We start from the raw sequence: 17,409 nt of genomic DNA on the forward strand, positions 1-17,409 counted from the left end.
CAACCGGCCACGCAAAATCCTCGGCTGGGCAACACCCGCCGAAGTCTTCCAAGAACTATCATCGAACCAAACCACACCGTGTTGCACTTCGAACTAGAACCCGGGGAATTGGCTCTCAGCGCAGACTTCGTATACAGTCATCTAGCACGCGAAAACGGGTAACCAAATCGGGTGTGAATGCGGATGTGGCGCAGTGGTAGCGCATCACCTTGCCAAGGTGAGGGTCGCGAGTTCGAATCTCGTCATCCGCTCGAGTGAGAAGTGTCAGCCTCGCTGGCGCTTCTCATGTGCGGTGGAGTGGCCGAGAGGCGAGGCAGCGGCCTGCAAAGCCGTATACGCGGGTTCAAATCCCGTCTCCACCTCGGTAATTAGTGGTTATTAACTAAATAGCATGAGCGATTGGCGCAGCGGTAGCGCGCTTCCCTGACACGGAAGAGGTCGCTGGTTCGATCCCAGTATCGCTCACGATGAAGCCCCGGTTAGCCGGGGCTTCTGCTTTTGACCCGCGGCTATTGAGCTCACCGCCTCCGATCCTCTACTTGCTCGGGCTTGCGAGCGCGGCAGAGAATTCTCGCGCCACCCGGGCCACGAAAGTTCCCGCTTCATCGAGGTGACCGCCGAGCCGAGCCTTCGGTGCGCTGACGTTGAGGGCAGCGACAAGGTTTCCCCGAAAGTCATACACGGGCGCTGATACTCCAACCACACCGATTTCGAATTCTTCATCGACGGTTGCGTAGCCGCGCGAGCGAATCAGCTCAATTTCGCGAATCAGGCTTTCTGCATCGGTGACTTTGAGATTGGATGCCGGCACGCTGTCGCCTCGCGTCGCAGTTCCGATCTGGGGTGCGGGCGACGAGACAATCGCGTCACCTCCGTTGGCTTCCAACATCTGGGAGAGTTCCTCATCACTCCAGGTGCTCACCAGCACGCGTCCGGCAGACGTGCGCCAGATTGACGTGCTCACGCCCTCCCAACCGAGGCCGCGAAATGCGTGCTCACTCAGTTCGCTCGTGAGCGTCAGTACGCTGTCACCTCGAAGCACACAGAGGTGAGTGGTCTCATGCGTCGCCGAAACAACTCTGCGCAGGAACGGCATGGCAACGTGCACGAGCTGTGCTTCTGCGGTTCGTGCAGCCAGAGCGTAGAGCTGATGCCCAAGGCGGTAGGCGAGCGATACCGGATCCCGCGCAACTAGACCGGCATCCGCGAGCGTCGACAGCGTGCGCGAAACCTGCCCTTTGTCGCGATTCGAGATCTCGGCGAGGCGCACTACGCCAAGGCCCTGCGAGGAGATTGCTTCTTGTGTGCCGAGCGCTTCGAGCAGTTCGAGATCCCGTCGCAGTCCAGCGGAATTGCGGCGTTTCGGTGGTGAAGTTATGTCGCTCATGAGATCACCGTAAACTATGGTTGACATTTCAACAACTACAGTTGCGCGAGTTCACAACTACCCCCTACAGTCTGTCCAACGGCACTCGCCGGGAACAGCGCAATCTCAACGATGAGAGGACCACGTAGACATGACGCCCTTCGACCTTGCCGGACTTTTTACGTTCTGGGGCCGACGATGGGATGACATTCTCGAGCTTGTACTCGAGCACATGTCGGTTGTAGCGATTTCGCTACTCATCGCGACCGTCATCGGAATTATGATCGGTGTCCTCGTCTGGAATCGACCAGTGCCCCGCTCAGTGGCTATTGCTTCCGCCGGCGTTGCACTGACGATCCCGTCCCTTGCACTTCTTGCCCTCATTACCCCAATCTTTGGTCTCGGGTGGACGCCGACGGTTCTGTCTCTTGTCTTTTATTCGCTGCTCCCCATCGTGCGCAACACGGTCGTTGGGCTTCGTGACGTGGCACCCGAGATTATGGAATCAGCACGCGGAGTTGGCATGAGCAACTTTCGAATTCTGGTTTCAGTTCAACTGCCGATTGCCTGGCCAATCATCCTTACCGGTGTTCGTGTCGCTGCTCAGCTGACAATCGGAATCGCCGCAATTGCCGCCTACGTTGCTGGCCCCGGCCTCGGACAGTACATCTTCCAAGGACTCTCATCGCTGGGGTCCAAGAACGCACTCAACCTCGCGCTGACCGGAACGCTCGGCGTGATCGTTCTAGCGCTCGTCGTTGACGCGCTATTTGTCCTCATCACTCGCTACACAACCTCGAGGGGTCTCCGTGCCTGAATCAACTTCCACCGGTGTAATCGCGATTGCGGACAACACCGCAGGCGTTTCCATTTCGCTTGACAACGTTGTCAAGACTTATCCGGGGCAGGCCACACCCGCAGTCGAACACTTCTCGATGGATGTCGCCCCGGGGGAGCTCATCATGTTCGTCGGACCCAGCGGTTGCGGCAAGACCACGACGATGAAAATGATCAACCGGATCATCGAACCAACCTCGGGATCAATCTCGATAGACGGGCGAGATGTGCTCTCGCTCGACCCGAATGAGCTTCGTCGCCACATCGGTTACGTAATTCAGCAGATTGGTCTCTTTCCGCATATGACGATCGCGGAAAACATTGGCGTCGTTCCTAAGCTCTTGGGCTGGACCAAAAAGAAGACTGCTGACCGTGTCGACGAATTGCTCGAGACGGTGCAGCTCGATCCTCGAGAGTTTGCAGGGCGGTACCCCAAGCAACTCTCTGGTGGTCAACAGCAACGCGTAGGTGTGGCCCGTGCACTAGCTGCCGACCCTCCAGTGATGCTGATGGATGAACCATTCGGTGCAACCGACCCGATCACGCGCGAAAAGCTCCAGGCAGAGTTCCTGCGTCTGCAGGCATCCATAGGCAAGACGATCATTTTCGTTACCCACGCCTTTGACGAAGCGGTTCTGCTTGGCGACCGAATCGCCGTGCTGAGTGAACGCAGTCAGATTGAACAGTTTGATACCCCGGCGAAAATTCTTGCGACACCGGCCAATGACTATGTCTCTTCCTTTATCGGTAGCGGTGCGGCCCTTAAACGTCTGGTGCTCGTACCCGTCACCGAGGCACACCTAGGTCTGGCATCCTCAGCAAGCAGCACGCCGTCGATCGACGCATCCGACAATCTCCGTGATGCGCTCGACCTGCTAATTGTGACCGGCGCTCCACTCATCAACGTGGTATCTCGCGACGGAAGTGCAGTCGGCTCGCTCACAGTTGCGAGCATCTCTGCGGCGCTGGGTGCAGAGGCGCCCGGAACTACAGCAGCCGCTGCGAGCACGTCATGACAATCATCACTGAGACCCAGGTTTTAGCAACTGTCTCCGCCACCGACGTGAGCTCGATTCGCGATCGCTTCTGGACGTGGAAGCGTTTCGTGACACCGCTGATTGTTGTTGTTGTTCTTGGTGGTTTGCTTGCGTGGGTTTCGTCCCTGCAACTCGACTCCATTGAAGCGCGCACACTGAATTGGCCCTACATCGTATTGCGAGTAAAAGAGCACCTCCTTTTGGCCGTGTCCGCTTCAGCTCTCGTTGCAGTGCTCGCTATTCCGATAGGCACGCTGTTAGCAAAGACAAAGTCGAAGGTGTTGAAGGGCGTCGTGCTCACCCTGGCCAATATCGGTCAGGCGACACCAGCAGTTGGTGTCGTCATTCTTCTCGCCATCATTTGGCAGACCGGATTCACAACCGCGCTTACGGCACTCGTGATCTACGCCTTCTTGCCAGTACTTCGCAACACGATGATCGGTATCCAGCAGGTCGATGCCAGCGTTCGGGAGTCAGCACGGGGAATGGGAATGACACCGCTCCAAGTTCTCTTTCGCATCGAGCTTCCGCTTGCGGTGCCAGTGATCCTTGCTGGCCTTCGCACTGCACTCGTGTTCGCAGTCGGCGTTGCGACAATCGCCACCTTCATCAACGCCGGCGGACTCGGCGACATGATCGTCAACGGTCTCAAACTGCAGCGCTATCCGGTGCTCGCAGTCGGAGCGGTGCTCGTTGCGTGTATTGCGCTTCTCATCGACTGGGTCGCAAGCCTAGCCGAAGACTTCCTCACGCCTCGCGGCGTCTAATACCCACCACAGCAATTCAGCTTCACCAAACAGCTACACCAATTCACTAACCCCATCTGGAGAAACAATGAACAAGAGAATTCTGCCCATCGTCGCCGTTGCCGCGGCCGGAATGCTCGCCCTCACGGCGTGCTCCTCCGCTGACACCGTCTCCGGTAGCCAAGGAACTGAACTCGAAGGCCTCACCGGTGATATCGGTGCGAAGGACTTCTCGGAGCAGTTCATCCTCGCCCACATCACCAGCCAGCTTCTCAACGCCCACGGCGCAGATACCGAGGCAAACACCAAGCTCGTTGGCTCGGCTAATGTGCGCCAAGCCCTCGAGAACGATGAGTTCATCGGCTACTGGGAGTACACCGGCACGTCGTGGATCACCTACAACGGAAACACAGGCCCGGTTCAAGGGACCGAAGCTCAGTTCGAAGCAACGAAAGACGCTGACGCAGCAAACGGCATCGCATGGTTGAACCCTGCACCACTCAACAACACATATGCCTTTGCGATTCGTGCAGAGAAGGCAAAAGAACTCGGGGTGAAGACCCTCAGTGATATTGCAGCCCTACCGATGTCAGAGCAGACGTTCTGTATCGAGAGCGAATTCTCCACTCGTGACGACGGCTGGCCCGGACTCAAGGCTGCATACGGACTCGACATCCCCGACTCCAACGTTGCGCTGCTCGACACCGGCGTCATTTACACGGCGACTCAGAAGGGTGACGACTGCAACTTCGGCGAAGTCTTCCAAACTGACGGCCGAATCCCTGCGCTCGACCTCGTAGTAATGGAAGACGATGCGCAGTTCTTCCCCGCGTACCAGGGAGCATTTACGCTGAGCCAGGCAACCCTCGACGAGTACCCTGAGATTGCGGAGATCATCGACCTCATCTCGCCGCTGCTCACCACCGAGCAGATGCAAAAGCTGAACGCACTCGTCGACGTTGAGGGTGAAGACCCCGAAGACGTAGCTACCGACTGGCTCACGGAACAGGGCCTCATCTAATGTCACAGGCCGTTCAGATTGGCGAAAGCTTCATTGGTGAAGGTGTCAATGCAGCGCATGTCAACACAGTGTTCGGCCACCGCGATGGACCAACGGGTGTGGCGTGGGCGACAGCTCTCGCCACACCCAGCGCAGGACACGTGCCATTTATGGCCGTACTGCGGCCATCGTTGCCGGTGAAGCCGCTCACCCTCTTCGTTACCAAAGCCGCGCCGGCTTCGGATGCACACGGGCTCAACATCTGGGGCCCAGCTCAGGCGGGAATTGCCGCAGGAGTTGCGGATGCTCTCGCCGATGGAGTCATCACTGTGGAGCAGGCAGATACTCACGTGGTCATTGCCGCAGTCTGGGTGAACCCTGGTGCGGATGATGCAGACACCGTATACCTCAACAACCGTGAGTCAGTGCGAACTGCTCTCTCCAATGGCCGGGATTCGCTTCCGACGGTGGAAGCGGTAATTGATGCTCGTCACACACCGACAAACCCCTTTTACACTCCGAAGGTTTGACAGATGAAGATCACTTCCATCTCCCTCACGCGGCTACTGCTGCCGCTTGATCCGCCGTTCAATGCGGCGTGGGATTCCAACCCGCGCACCGAGTTCACCGCCACCCTTGTCACGGTCGAGACCGATGAGGGCCTCACTGGATACGGCTCGGGCGACACCATGGACGGTTTCGCGGCCTACGAGCACCTTTTCATCGGGACTGACCCACTGCAGATTCTCAATCAGGTGCGTCGCATCGAGACCATCAACTTCCACGGCGGTCGTTACTGGCCACTCGAAGCTGCGCTGTGGGACATCATCGGGCAGGTCGCCGGACTTCCGGTGAGCGTTCTGTTCGGCGGCGCGCACGACCGACTTCCGGCATATGCCTCAAGCGGAGAGTTGAAGGCTCCCGAGGCACGAGCGGAATCAGCGGTCGCGGCCAAAGAGCGTGGCTTTAAGGCGATGAAGATCCGAATTGCACGCGATCGAATCGCGGAGGGTATTGCTTCGGTGCGCGCTGCCCGCGAAGCGGTCGGTAACGACTTCGACCTTATGGTTGACCTCAACCAGATGTGGCGCATGTCGGGGGACATCGCTGCTGCGCTGCCGCTGGCGAAGGTGCAACGTCTTGCGGCAGAACTGCACGACCTCGGAGTGCTGTGGCTTGAAGAGCCGCTGCCACAGGTTGACGTTGCAGGTGCGAAGCGAGTGCGCCAGATGACAGGGATCCAGATATCTGGCGGCGAGATGGTGCGAAGTGCGCCCGAGATGATGGCCCTGATCGAGGCGGATGCATTCGACATTTACCAGCCTGATGTCGCCCTCGCGGTCGGAATGTATCGGGCGCGACAAGTTGCTGAGTCTGCAAACCTCCGACATCGTCTCTTCACGCCCCACACTTGGAGTAACGGACTCGGCTTGCTAGCCAACCTTCATGTTGCTGCGGGCGTCGACGCCGGGCCATACCTTGAGTTCCCCTACGACCCACCAGGGTGGACACCCGAACGACGAGACTTCTTTATGAGGCCGCTCGAAATCGACAGCAATGGTGATCTCATCGTTCCTCAGCGCCCAGGACTAGGCGTAGAGATCGACTGGGACGCTGTGGCTCGTTTTACGGTTGATTAGTTACCTCACCACAAGAATGGATGCACGCGACATGAATAACTGGATCAGCGCCGCAGCGGCGCTCAAGCCGCAAACGCAGCTCTTCATCGACGGATCTTTTCGTCCTGCGCTCGATGGCTCCAGCTTCGAGAGCATTGCACCGCGGGACGGTGCGCTGATCTCGTCGATCAGCGCCGCCGGTGACGCGGATGTTGATGCGGCTGTACAGGCGGCCTCACGCGCCTTCGAGGCAGGCTCATGGTCGCGTGCCGACCGACGCCACCGGGCCCGCGTGCTTATGCGACTCTCTGAGCTCATGCTCGAGAACCTCGACGAGCTTGCGCTGCTTGAGTCAATCGACTCTGGTCATCCCATCTCGGACGCGCGCAATGTTGATGTGCCCACAGCGGCGCGTGTGTTCCGTTGGTACGCGGAGGCTATCGACAAGGTCTACGACGAGGTTGCGCCTACGCCACAGGATGCCCTAGCACTGGTCACTCGTGAGCCCCTGGGCGTCATCGGTGCCGTGGTTCCATGGAACTATCCACTCATCATCACCTCGTGGAAGGTTGCCCCGGCACTGGCTACCGGAAACTCGATCGTACTCAAACCCGCTGAATTGACGAGCCTGTCAGCGCTCAAGTTGGCAGAACTCGCGAGCGAAGCCGGAATTCCTGACGGAGTTTTCAACGTCGTACCAGGCCTCGGTGCTGTCGCTGGCCAGGCATTGGGAATGCATCCGCTTGTCGACAAACTGACTTTCACCGGCTCGCCCGCTGTTGGCCGCGCGTTCATGCGGTACGCAGGGGAGTCGAACGGCAAGCAGGTCGCACTCGAGCTTGGCGGAAAGTCGCCGCAGATCGTGCTCGCAGATGCCGACAACCTTGAGGCTGCAGCATCGGCTATCGCCTGGGGAATCTTCTACAACGCTGGCCAGACCTGTCACGGTGGAAGCCGCTTGATCGTTGACGAGAAGGCACACGACGAACTACTTGAACGAGTGCTCGCGGTGGGGTCAAGTTTGACCCTGGGCGACCCGCTGGACGAGTCGACGCAGATTGGTGCGATTGCCAGTTCGGTGCAACTCGATCGAGTGCTCGGCTATGTCGATGTGGCCCGCAGCGAGGGCGCGATCGTACACGGCGGTCAACGTCAGCACCCTGCGGGCGTCAATGGCGGATTCTACGTGGAGCCGACTGTGTTCGATGGGGTCGATAACGCCGGCCGGATCGGTCAAGAAGAAATTTTCGGACCGGCGCTAGCCGTCACTACCGTCAACGGCGCAGCTGAAGCTGTGCGCGTTGCAAACGACTCCGCGTATGGCCTGGCTGCGAGCATCTGGACGAGTGACATTACTGTCGCTCACCGTGCCGCGCAACGGCTGCGCGCGGGCACGGTGTGGATCAACACTTATGACGCTGCGGATGTCATCACACCTTTTGGCGGTTTCAAGAATTCAGGGTCTGGTCGCGATCGCTCTCTGCATGCTCTTGATTCCTACACAGCACTAAAAACCACCTGGATCAATCTCGGCGACGACTCGTTCGAGGCACAATCATGAGAGGAAGCGACATCACCATGCACTCGACTTTGCCAACAGTCGGATTCATCGGACTCGGAAACATGGGATCGGGAATGACCCGAAACCTTCAAGCCGCTGGTTACCCTTTGGTCGTCAACGATATCCGTCAGGAAGCAGCTGCTCAGCTGATTGCTGGCGGTGCCGTTTGGGCGAACACTCCCGCAGAGGTTGCAGCATCGAGCGACCTCGTCATCACTATGCTTCCTACGCCTCGACACGTTGACATTGTTGTTAACGGGCCAGAAGGTCTGCTCGCAGGGATGGCAGATGGCGGCACTTGGATCGACATGTCAACTTCGATCCCGGAAGTTGCTCAGGGCGTTCGTGCTCGACACGAGGACCGCAATTTCCACATTCTGGATGCTCCTGTGAGCGGAATGTCTGTCGGAGCGTCCAGCGGAATGTTGCAAATCTTTGTTGGGGGAGACGCTGACGATGTGGCTCGACTCCGACCGGTATTTGAGGCCATGGGAGACCCCGAGCGAATCCTGCATGTCGGACCTGCTGGCGCTGGGTATGCAGTGAAGTTGATGATCAACCAGCTCTGGTTCTCGCACCTCGTTGCCACGGCCGAAGTTCTCGCCGTCGGAGTCAAAGCCGGTGTTGACCTCGAAGTGCTGCGCGCGTCGCTCATCGCGAGTCCTGCCAACAGCAATTTCGTGCAGAACGATGTGCTCTCGATTCTCGACTACGGCGACTACGATGAAGGTTTCGCGATCGCGCTAGCCTGCAAAGACTTGGGCTTGTCGATAGACTTGGCACGTTCTGTTGGTGTCCCGATCGAGCTTTCAGCCGTCGTTGAACAGATTTTCCGTCGTGCGAAAGCACAGTACGGTGACCTCGCAGGCGAGATGTCCCCAGTGAAGCTCTACGAAGATCTCGTCGGAATTTCACTTCGCCGGGAGCCCCAGCTGGAGGCAGCCGCATGAGTGGGGCGATGCTAGCCCCGTTGCCGACTCCGATGGCAGAGCTTTCGATCACTCTTGACCCGAAGCCGGTTAGTTACTTCGGTCGCGGTCGAGTTGCGGAAGTAGGAGCGATTGTTGCGTCACTGGGTGCGAAGTCTGCCCTCATCGTTACTGACCCGTTCTTAGCGGCATCACCGATTGTTGCTGCTGTTCGCGCCTCGCTTGAGACAGCCGGTCTCACCGTCACCGTGTACGGCGATGTCACACCGAATCCGACTACGACCAACCTCGATGACGGAAGCGATCTCGCCGCGTCCGTCGGTGCCGAGGCGATCGTTTCAGTGGGTGGCGGCTCGTCACTCGACGCAGCGAAGGGTATCTCTCTTGGCGCGGTCAACCCTGAACGAGGCATGAAGCTCGACTACTCGACGGTGTTCGCTCGAGAGGCGCTGCCGATCGTGGCCGTGCCGACAACAGCTGGCACGGGCGCCGAAGTAAATGCATTCGGCGTAATCACTGATGTAGTCGGTCACCGCAAGTTCTATGTAGGTCACGACTCTGCGCTGGCGAAGGCGGCGATTCTGGATCCTGAACTGACTGTGGGATTGCCAGCATTTGCGACAGCGGCGACAGGTTTCGACGCTTTGACTCATGCGCTCGAGTCATACCTATCCATTCGCGCCAACCCGTACTCCGACGGTATTGCGTTGCAGACCATTTCAACGGTCGCAACCTATCTTCCGCGTGCTGTTACGGACGGAAGCGATCTTGAGGCGCGCAGCGAGTTGCTGTTTGCCAGTCACATTGTGGGCGTTGGCTTCTCACACACCGGTCTTGGCCTGGTCCACGGTGTCGCGCATCCTCTCGGCGGTCAGTTCAACATTCCGCACGGTTTCGCGCTCGCGCTTGTCATGCGCGGGGTGCTTCGCATCAACCGGCCGCATCGTGAAGATCGTCTTGCGCGAGTGGCGTTCGCGCTTGGCGTCGGCGACACCGTAGCAACTGTGGTGGCCAACGCTGATGCTGCAGTGGAGCGTATTTGCGCTCTCGCGCTCGAGGTCGGGCTTGGCGGATCGCTTAGCCAATTTGGCGTGACCGAGGCCGCCCTCGAGTCGCTCGCTCGCGACACTCTTGCTGACCCCGTCACGGCCAACAATCCCGCGGTGCCCACGTTCAAAGAAGTTATGTCTGTACTCAAGGAGTCTCTATGAATATCACTGCCGAACGCGAACGCGAACTGCTCGCCCTTGTCCCCACCGGTTTGCTGATCAACGGCGAATGGCGGGCTGCGAGCGACGGTGGAATGTTGGATGTCACGGACCCGTCAACTGGCGAAGTGCTTCTGTCTATTGCCAGCGCTACGCCTGAGGACGGTCAAGCTGCCCTCGCCGCCGCAGACGCGGCGCAGCGCGGGTGGGCAAAGACGGCGCCGCGAGTGCGCGCCGAAATCCTGCGCCGCGGCTTCGAGGCGGTGACCGCACGCGCAGACGACTTTGCACTGCTGATGACGCTTGAAATGGGGAAGCCTCTCGCTGAGGCGCGCGGCGAAGTCGCTTATGGTGCCGAGTTCTTGCGCTGGTTTTCTGAGGAGACCGCGCGTATCTCTGGTCGCTATGCCCAAGCGCCGGATGGCGTGAGTCGTCTGATCGTCATGAAGCGGCCAGTTGGGCCATGCTTGTTCATCACGCCGTGGAACTTCCCACTCGCGATGGCGACACGCAAAATCGCGCCAGCAATTGCCGCCGGATGCACGATGGTGCTGAAGCCTGCGACACTGACGCCGCTCACCGCGCTGCTCTTTGCTCAGGTCATGCAGGAGGCTGGCCTTCCCGCCGGAGTACTGAACGTCATCCCAACGCGCAAAGCTGGAGCGGTCACTGGGCCGCTCATTAGGGATTCGAGGCTGCGCAAGTTGTCGTTCACGGGGTCTACCGAGGTCGGGCGTCGCTTGATTTCTGACGCGGCCGCCCAAGTTCTAAGGGTCTCGATGGAGCTCGGTGGAAACGCGCCGTTCCTCGTATTCGAGGATGCAGACCTCGATCGCGCGGTGGATGGTGCACTCGTGGCGAAGCTGCGCAACGGGGGAGAGGCGTGTACCGCAGCCAACCGTTTCCTCGTTCACGAATCAATCGCAGTCGAGTTCTCCGAGAAATTTGCTGCGCGAGTGGGCGGCATGACGGTTGCGCGTGGCACCGAGTCAAGCTCCAAGGTGGGTCCGCTCGTCGACGAGGACACCCGTAGCAAGGTTCATGAGCTTGTCGAGTCGGCGCTGTCTGAGGGGGCTACGGCTGTCGTGGGTGGGCACGCGATCGATGGGCCCGGCTACTTCTATGCGCCAACAGTGCTGACAAACGTTCCGGTGGGTGCACGCATCCTGTCCGAAGAGATCTTTGGACCGGTTGCTCCAATCACCACGTTTGCCACCGAACAAGAGGCGATCCAACTGGCTAATGCGACCGAGTACGGCCTAGTTGCCTATGCATTCACGCGTGACCTTAACCGGGGACTGCGACTTGCAGAAGAGTTGGAGGTGGGGATGTTCGGGCTGAACACGGGGATGGTTTCGAACCCCGCTGCTCCGTTCGGTGGAGTTAAGCAGTCCGGTCTCGGGCGCGAGGGCGGATTCGAAGGCATCGATGAGTATCTTGAAACGCGCTACGTCGGTATCGCAGACCCGTTCGCTGACGCGGTCTAATCAAAGCCTGCGCGGTCGACGTTTCGAGTCGTCGGCCGCGCGGTTTCTTAGTGGCGCTTTCTTGGCGTGAACGCCGCTAAAGTTGTGGTGTGAGTAAGACTGGATTTGACCTGTACACCGACCGCAACGTCGTCGCCATGCGCGTCAACGGTGAGTTGAAAGACCTCGCCACGACAGTCACAGACACGGATGAGGTCGAGGCAGTCACTATCGCCTCGCCTGATGGGCTCAACATCCTTCGTCACTCGGCTGCGCACGTTGCTGCGCAGGCAATTCAGACCATTAACCCTGAGGCGAAACTGGGCATTGGCCCTCCCGTCACTGACGGCTTCTACTACGACTTCGATGTCGAGGAGCCGTTCACTCCTGAGGACCTCAAGGCCATCACTAAAACGATGGATCGCATTATTCGTCAGGGGCAGCGATTTCAGCGCCGCGTCGTAACGGAGGCTGAAGCTCGCGAAGAGCTCGCCAACGAGCCGTACAAGCTCGAATTGATCGGCATCAAGGGCTCCGTCGGAGAGGGCGATGCCGACGGCGACAACGAGTCTGTTGAGGTCGGCGGCGCCGAGCTCACCATTTACGACAACATCGACGGCAAAACCGGCGAGGTGTACTGGAAAGATCTGTGCCGCGGGCCGCACCTGCCCAACACTCGCATGATCGGCAATGGTTGGTCGCTGACTCGCACCGCAGCCGCCTACTGGCGTGGTTCGGAGAAGAATAAGCAGCTTCAACGGGTCTATGGCACGGCATGGCCTACCAAAGACGAACTGCGTGAGTACCAGGCGCGCCAGGAAGAGGCACTCAAGCGCGACCACCGCAAGCTTGGTGCTGAGCTTGACCTCTTCTCCTTCCCCGACGAGATCGGTTCTGGCCTGGCGGTATTCCACCCGAAGGGCGGCATCATCCGTCATGAGATGGAGGACTACTCGCGCAAGCGTCACGCGCAAGAGGGATACTCCTTCGTCAACACTCCTCACATCACCAAAGAGGCGCTGTTCGAAACTTCTGGACATCTTGGTTGGTACAAGGACGGTATGTTCCCTCCTATGCACCTCGATGAGGCGCGCAACGAGGAAGGAGAGATCACTCGCCAGGGTGCCGACTACTACCTGAAGCCCATGAATTGCCCGATGCACATCCTGATCTATCGTTCGAGCGGTCGCTCCTACCGTGATCTGCCGATGCGTCTCTTCGAATTCGGCACCGTTTACCGCAACGAGAAGTCTGGCGTGATTCACGGCCTTACTCGTGTTCGTGGTCTCACGATGGATGACGCCCACATTTTCACCACAAAGGAGGGGATGAAGCAGGAGCTCACCAACACTCTCAACTTCGTGCTCTCGTTGCTGCGGGACTATGGCCTTACTGACTTTTACCTTGAGCTGTCGACCAAAGATCCTGAAAAGTACGTCGGCGACGACGACACCTGGGACGAAGCAACTCAGACCCTCGCTGAAGTTGCGGCTGAGTCCGGCCTCGAGCTTGTTCCCGACCCGGGTGGAGCCGCGTTCTACGGCCCCAAGATTTCGGTTCAGGCACGCGACGCTATCGGCCGCACGTGGCAGATGTCGACCGTGCAGCTCGACTTCAACCTTCCTGAGCGCTTCGATCTGGAATACACCGCAGCGGATGGCTCCCGCCAGCGCCCAGTAATGATTCACCGCGCACTCTTCGGATCAATTGAGCGCTTCTTCGGCGTGCTCACCGAGCACTATGCCGGTGCGTTCCCGGTCTGGCTTTCGCCAGTACAAGTTGTCGGCATCCCCGTTGCTGAAGCGTACGAGGAGTACTTGGGCGGAGTCATCGACCAGTTGAAGTCTCTTGGTGTTCGTGCTGAGCTTGATGCCTCGAGTGAGCGTATGCAGAAGAAGATTCGCACGCACACGAAGTCGAAGATCCCGTTTCAGCTCATTGCCGGTGAACAGGACCAAGCCGCGGGCTCGGTGAGCTTCCGGTTCCGCGATGGCAGCCAAGAAAACGGTATCCCGATCGCGGATGCTGTCGCACGCATTACTGACGCGATCGCAACTCGAGCGCAGGTCTAGTTCGTGCGCGACTATGACGGTGCAGAGTTGCCAGCAGGGGAGTCGAGCAACGACTTCGCCGCGGTACCTGATGCGTTTCAACGGCTCTGGACGCCACACCGCATTGCATACATTCAAGATCAGACGCAGCCAGACAAAGACGACTGTCCATTCTGCGTCGCGCCGAGCCTGGATGACGAAAAGGCTCTGATCGTCGCGCGCGGTACTCATGCGTATGTGCTGCTGAACCTTTTCCCCTATAACAGTGGTCACCTTCTCGTGTGCCCCTATCGCCATGTCGCGCTTTATGACGAGGCAATGGATGAGGAGGTTGCTGAGATTGCGTCCCTGACCCAGACGGCAATGCGCGTCCTGCGGGTGACCTCGAAGTCTCACGGCTTCAACATCGGCATGAATCAGGGTGCGCTGGCTGGCGCGGGTATTGCAGACCATTTGCACCAACATGTTGTGCCCCGCTGGGCTACCGACTCAAATTTCTTTCCTATTGTCGCCGGCACGAAAGCGATTCCACGACTGTTGGGCGAAGTGCGCGATGAGCTCGCCTACGCTTGGCCGACGAACCACTGAATCTGAATTGGCTACGCCCTGAGTCGCTGACGCAGCGGTAAAATTGGTTCACTATGAGCGACAACACTTCATCAAACCAATCGGGCACGAGCCGCGTTAAGCGCGGACTCGCTGAAATGCTCAAGGGCGGCGTCATTATGGACGTCGTCAACGCAGAACAAGCGAAGATCGCGGAGGACGCTGGCGCAGTTGCCGTCATGGCTCTTGAGCGCGTTCCTGCCGACATCCGCTCGCAGGGTGGAGTTGCTCGCATGAGTGACCCCGACCTGATTGACGGAATCATCGACGCTGTTTCGATTCCCGTGATGGCAAAGGCCCGGATCGGTCACTTCGTTGAGGCGCAGGTTCTTCAGGCGCTCAAGGTCGACTACATCGACGAGTCCGAAGTTCTGAGTCCGGCCGACTACGTGAACCACATCGACAAGTGGAACTTTGATGTTCCGTTCGTCTGTGGTGCAACGAACCTCGGCGAGGCGCTTCGTCGCATCAGCGAGGGTGCTGCGATGATCCGCTCGAAGGGCGAAGCCGGCACCGGTGATGTTTCAGAGGCGACCAAGCACATCCGCACCATCAAGGGCCAGATCAACGAACTTCGTTCGAAGACCGTTGACGAGCTCTACGTTGCGGCAAAAGAACTTCAGGCCCCCTACGAACTTGTCCGGGAGATTGCGGAGACGGGCAAGCTTCCGGTTGTGCTTTTCACAGCTGGTGGAGTTGCGACTCCCGCTGACGCCGCACTCATGATGCAGCTGGGCGCAGATGGAGTCTTCGTTGGTTCGGGAATCTTCAAGTCGGGAAACCCGGCTCAGCGCGCAGCGGCAATTGTGAAGGCAACAACCTTCTTCGATGACCCCAGCGTTATCGCAGCAGCCTCGCGTGGACTTGGTGAGGCCATGGTCGGCATCAACGTCTCTGACCTTGCCGCTCCTCACCGTCTCTCAGAGCGTGGCTGGTAGTTCACCAGTCGATCAACTCCCCATTGGAGTTCTTGCCCTCCAGGGCGATTTTCGTGAGCACCTTAATGTGCTCCAGCAGTTGGGCGAGACCGCAGTAGCGGTCAAGACGCCTCAACAGTTGGAGCACATTGCGGGCCTCATCATTCCCGGTGGTGAATCCAGTGTGATCGACAAATTATCTCGCCTTTATGGGCTTGCGGAGCCCATCAGATCCGCTATCGCCGCCGGACTGCCCGTGTACGGCACTTGTGCCGGGCTGATCATGCTCGCAGACACGATACTCGATGCGATCGAAGGCCAACAGTCCTTTGGCGGTCTCGACGTCGTTGTGCGACGTAATGCTTTTGGCTCACAAACTGAGTCCTTTGAAACGAGCCTCAGCGTGCCCGAATTGGGAGATGAGCCGGTGAACGCGGTGTTCATTCGAGCGCCTGTAGTGGAGTCCATGGGCCCCCAAGTTCGCGCTCTTGCAACTCTTGACGACGGCCGCGTAGTTGCCGTCGAGCAGGGCAGACTCATGGGCACGTCGTTTCATCCCGAGATCACCGGCGACACCCGCTTTCACGAATACTTCGTAGCGCGGGTGCGCAGCAGCAACTAGTTCCTGCATCATGGGTGGATGCAACTGTATGCAGACCACGCTCCTCGTCGGGCCCGCCAACTGAGCAGCGACATCATCGCCCTAGTATTCATCGCCATCTGGATCGCGCTTGGTGTGTGGGTCTATCAACTGATTGCCGCCTTCCAGCAGCTCGGCCTTCAGATGCAGGAAGCGGGCGCCGGATTCAAATCGACGATGGTCGAACTGGGCGACACCCTCGGGTCGGTTCCGCTTATCGGATCAGGCATCCGAGTTCCCTTTGATGGAGCGAGTGATGCAGGCGCGGCTTTGGAAAACGCCGGGCAAAGTCAACAAGATACGGTTCTTGCCACCGCAACCGCCGTCGGCGTGATCATCGCGGTAGTGCCCGTCGCATTAATCCTTCTGTTGTGGCTGCTGCCCCGTGTACGATTTGCGCGTCGGGCGACCGAAGCGAAGAAGCTCCTGAGTTCGCCTGGTGGCGCCGATCTGCTCGCTCTGCGTGCATTGTCGACCCACAAACTGGCGGAACTTGCCGAGATTGCGCCAGACGCTGCTTCGCTGTGGAGAGCAGGCGATCCTGCGACTGTTGCGCGGCTAGCTCAACTCCAATTACGCTCACTCGGCGTGCGCAGCGCGCTCGTGGAGCAGTAGCACGGGGATTCGCGGAGGCGGATAGCCAACCGGCCCGTTAGAATGGTGTGCATGTCAGGGCATTCTAAATGGGCAACTACCAAGCACAAGAAGGCGATAACTGATTCTCGCCGCGCGAAGTCATTCGCGAAACTGATCAAGAATATCGAGGTCGCCGCCAAGATCGGTGGAGCTGATCTCTCGGGCAACCCGACTCTTGTCGACGCTATTCAAAAGGCGAAGAAGACGTCGGTACCCAACGACAACATCGATCGCGCAGTCAAGCGTGGCTCTGGCCAGCTTGGTGACGCTATCGAATATCTCAACATCATGTACGAAGGCTACGGCCCTAATGGTGTCGCGCTCCTGGTCGAGTGCCTCACCGACAATAAGAACCGTGCTGCAGCGGATGTTCGCACCATTATGAGTCGCAATGGCGGTTCGCTTGCTGATCCAGGCAGCGTTGCCTACAACTTTGAGCGCAAGGGCGTCATCTCGATCACGAAAACCGAGGGCGTCTCTGAAGACGACATCCTTATGGCCGTCTTAGATGCAGGCGCTGAGGAGGTCAAGAACCACGGCGAGGGCTTCGAAGTAATTACCGATACGGCTCACCTCGTTCAGTCGCGTGACGCGCTGCAGGAGGCTGGGATTGACTACGACTCGTCAGAAGCTGAGTTCGTACCGAACCTCAAGGTTGAAGTCGATGCTGACACTGCCCGCAAGGTTTTCAGACTTATCGACGCTCTCGAAGAGTCCGACGATGTGCAGAACATCTACTCGAACTTTGACATCACGCCTGAGGTGCAGGCCGAACTCGACGAGGACTAGT

The 17,409-nt window shown here is 58.7% G+C and carries 17 protein-coding genes and 3 tRNA genes; 19 read left to right on the plus strand and 1 reads right to left on the minus strand.

The features are described 5' to 3' along the window. Nucleotides 1-179: 179 nt before the first annotated feature. From ABD112_RS08250 to ABD112_RS08260, 3 genes are all read left to right on the plus strand, one after another. Nucleotides 180-251: transfer RNA gene (locus ABD112_RS08250), tRNA-Gly, on the plus strand. Nucleotides 252-291: 40 nt separating this feature from the next. Continuing rightward, nucleotides 292-362 (plus strand) — tRNA-Cys (locus ABD112_RS08255). 31 nt (nucleotides 363-393) lie between these two features. Next, nucleotides 394-465: transfer RNA gene (locus tag ABD112_RS08260), tRNA-Val, on the plus strand. Between the two features lie 70 nt (nucleotides 466-535). On the opposite strand, the gene ABD112_RS08265 is transcribed toward ABD112_RS08260, so the two are convergent. Then, a complete protein-coding gene (locus tag ABD112_RS08265) occupies nucleotides 536-1,387 on the minus strand; it encodes an IclR family transcriptional regulator (RefSeq protein WP_343924886.1) in 852 nt (283 codons plus the stop codon). A gap of 130 nt (nucleotides 1,388-1,517) precedes the next feature. Here ABD112_RS08265 and ABD112_RS08270 point away from each other — a divergent pair, with 130 nt between their 5' ends. From ABD112_RS08270 to ABD112_RS08345, 16 genes are all read left to right on the plus strand, one after another. Further along, nucleotides 1,518-2,183, plus strand: a complete 666-nt coding sequence (locus ABD112_RS08270; protein WP_343924888.1) for an ABC transporter permease — start codon at nucleotides 1,518-1,520, stop codon at nucleotides 2,181-2,183. Then, entirely contained in the window at nucleotides 2,176-3,219 is a 1,044-nt protein-coding gene (locus ABD112_RS08275) for an ABC transporter ATP-binding protein (protein ID WP_343924890.1), read from the plus strand. Before ABD112_RS08270 ends, ABD112_RS08275 begins: the two co-directional genes overlap by 8 nt. After that, entirely contained in the window at nucleotides 3,216-4,007 is a 792-nt protein-coding gene (locus ABD112_RS08280) for an ABC transporter permease (protein ID WP_343924892.1), read from the plus strand. The genes ABD112_RS08275 and ABD112_RS08280 overlap by 4 nt, the downstream gene beginning before the upstream one ends. A 67-nt stretch (nucleotides 4,008-4,074) precedes the next feature. Then, on the plus strand, nucleotides 4,075-5,007 hold the full coding sequence (locus tag ABD112_RS08285; RefSeq protein ID WP_343924894.1) for a glycine betaine ABC transporter substrate-binding protein: 933 nt from the start codon (nucleotides 4,075-4,077) through the stop codon (nucleotides 5,005-5,007). Beyond that, the gene (gene fae, locus ABD112_RS08290; RefSeq protein WP_343924896.1) at nucleotides 5,007-5,516 is read left to right on the plus strand and encodes a formaldehyde-activating enzyme; all 510 of its coding nucleotides are present in this window, start codon (nucleotides 5,007-5,009) and stop codon (nucleotides 5,514-5,516) included. The genes ABD112_RS08285 and fae overlap by 1 nt, the downstream gene beginning before the upstream one ends. Before the next feature lie 3 nt (nucleotides 5,517-5,519). Further along, nucleotides 5,520-6,626, plus strand: coding sequence for a mandelate racemase/muconate lactonizing enzyme family protein (locus ABD112_RS08295; RefSeq protein ID WP_343924898.1), 1,107 nt, complete (start codon nucleotides 5,520-5,522; stop codon nucleotides 6,624-6,626). A gap of 31 nt (nucleotides 6,627-6,657) precedes the next feature. After that, nucleotides 6,658-8,166 (plus strand): aldehyde dehydrogenase, encoded by a 1,509-nt coding sequence (locus ABD112_RS08300; RefSeq protein WP_343924900.1) that lies wholly within the window; start codon nucleotides 6,658-6,660, stop codon nucleotides 8,164-8,166. Next, complete coding sequence (locus ABD112_RS08305; protein ID WP_343924902.1) at nucleotides 8,163-9,116, plus strand: NAD(P)-dependent oxidoreductase; 954 nt, start codon at nucleotides 8,163-8,165, stop codon at nucleotides 9,114-9,116. Before ABD112_RS08300 ends, ABD112_RS08305 begins: the two co-directional genes overlap by 4 nt. Next, complete coding sequence (locus tag ABD112_RS08310; RefSeq protein WP_343924904.1) at nucleotides 9,113-10,306, plus strand: iron-containing alcohol dehydrogenase family protein; 1,194 nt, start codon at nucleotides 9,113-9,115, stop codon at nucleotides 10,304-10,306. Before ABD112_RS08305 ends, ABD112_RS08310 begins: the two co-directional genes overlap by 4 nt. Continuing rightward, nucleotides 10,303-11,790, plus strand: a complete 1,488-nt coding sequence (locus tag ABD112_RS08315; RefSeq protein ID WP_343924906.1) for an NAD-dependent succinate-semialdehyde dehydrogenase — start codon at nucleotides 10,303-10,305, stop codon at nucleotides 11,788-11,790. The genes ABD112_RS08310 and ABD112_RS08315 overlap by 4 nt, the downstream gene beginning before the upstream one ends. Before the next feature lie 137 nt (nucleotides 11,791-11,927). Next, nucleotides 11,928-13,841, plus strand: coding sequence for a threonine--tRNA ligase (gene thrS, locus ABD112_RS08320; protein WP_343925153.1), 1,914 nt, complete (start codon nucleotides 11,928-11,930; stop codon nucleotides 13,839-13,841). Between the two features lie 3 nt (nucleotides 13,842-13,844). Then, nucleotides 13,845-14,408 carry an HIT family protein gene (locus ABD112_RS08325; protein WP_343924908.1) on the plus strand — a complete coding sequence of 188 codons (564 nt, stop codon included), beginning with the start codon at nucleotides 13,845-13,847 and terminating at the stop codon, nucleotides 14,406-14,408. Between the two features lie 53 nt (nucleotides 14,409-14,461). Continuing rightward, entirely contained in the window at nucleotides 14,462-15,364 is a 903-nt protein-coding gene (gene pdxS, locus ABD112_RS08330; RefSeq protein ID WP_343924910.1) for a pyridoxal 5'-phosphate synthase lyase subunit PdxS, read from the plus strand. Continuing rightward, nucleotides 15,354-15,965, plus strand: coding sequence for a pyridoxal 5'-phosphate synthase glutaminase subunit PdxT (gene pdxT, locus ABD112_RS08335; protein WP_343924912.1), 612 nt, complete (start codon nucleotides 15,354-15,356; stop codon nucleotides 15,963-15,965). The genes pdxS and pdxT overlap by 11 nt, the downstream gene beginning before the upstream one ends. A gap of 18 nt (nucleotides 15,966-15,983) precedes the next feature. Continuing rightward, on the plus strand, nucleotides 15,984-16,598 hold the full coding sequence (locus ABD112_RS08340; RefSeq protein ID WP_343924914.1) for a hypothetical protein: 615 nt from the start codon (nucleotides 15,984-15,986) through the stop codon (nucleotides 16,596-16,598). Between the two features lie 51 nt (nucleotides 16,599-16,649). Further along, nucleotides 16,650-17,408: a YebC/PmpR family DNA-binding transcriptional regulator gene (locus tag ABD112_RS08345; RefSeq protein WP_343924916.1), complete on the plus strand. Its 759-nt coding sequence runs from the start codon at nucleotides 16,650-16,652 to the stop codon at nucleotides 17,406-17,408. The last annotated feature ends 1 nt before the right edge of the window (nucleotide 17,409 follow it).

Origin of the sequence: Rhodoglobus aureus, from assembly GCF_039527955.1 — a bacterium.
GTDB lineage: Bacteria > Actinomycetota > Actinomycetes > Actinomycetales > Microbacteriaceae > Rhodoglobus > Rhodoglobus aureus.

Coding starts and splice junctions, on each gene's coding strand:
- ABD112_RS08300 (WP_343924900.1), top strand. CDS start 6,658: ATGAATAACTGGATCAGCGCCGCAGCGGCGCTCAAGCCGCAAACGCAG.
- ABD112_RS08305 (WP_343924902.1), top strand. CDS start 8,163: ATGAGAGGAAGCGACATCACCATGCACTCGACTTTGCCAACAGTCGGA.
- ABD112_RS08285 (WP_343924894.1), top strand. CDS start 4,075: ATGAACAAGAGAATTCTGCCCATCGTCGCCGTTGCCGCGGCCGGAATG.
- thrS (WP_343925153.1), top strand. CDS start 11,928: ATGCGCGTCAACGGTGAGTTGAAAGACCTCGCCACGACAGTCACAGAC.
- ABD112_RS08310 (WP_343924904.1), top strand. CDS start 9,113: ATGAGTGGGGCGATGCTAGCCCCGTTGCCGACTCCGATGGCAGAGCTT.
- ABD112_RS08295 (WP_343924898.1), top strand. CDS start 5,520: ATGAAGATCACTTCCATCTCCCTCACGCGGCTACTGCTGCCGCTTGAT.
- ABD112_RS08270 (WP_343924888.1), top strand. CDS start 1,518: ATGACGCCCTTCGACCTTGCCGGACTTTTTACGTTCTGGGGCCGACGA.
- ABD112_RS08340 (WP_343924914.1), top strand. CDS start 15,984: ATGCAACTGTATGCAGACCACGCTCCTCGTCGGGCCCGCCAACTGAGC.
- ABD112_RS08265 (WP_343924886.1), bottom strand. CDS start 1,387: ATGAGCGACATAACTTCACCACCGAAACGCCGCAATTCCGCTGGACTG.
- pdxS (WP_343924910.1), top strand. CDS start 14,462: ATGAGCGACAACACTTCATCAAACCAATCGGGCACGAGCCGCGTTAAG.
- fae (WP_343924896.1), top strand. CDS start 5,007: ATGTCACAGGCCGTTCAGATTGGCGAAAGCTTCATTGGTGAAGGTGTC.
- ABD112_RS08315 (WP_343924906.1), top strand. CDS start 10,303: ATGAATATCACTGCCGAACGCGAACGCGAACTGCTCGCCCTTGTCCCC.
- ABD112_RS08280 (WP_343924892.1), top strand. CDS start 3,216: ATGACAATCATCACTGAGACCCAGGTTTTAGCAACTGTCTCCGCCACC.
- ABD112_RS08345 (WP_343924916.1), top strand. CDS start 16,650: ATGTCAGGGCATTCTAAATGGGCAACTACCAAGCACAAGAAGGCGATA.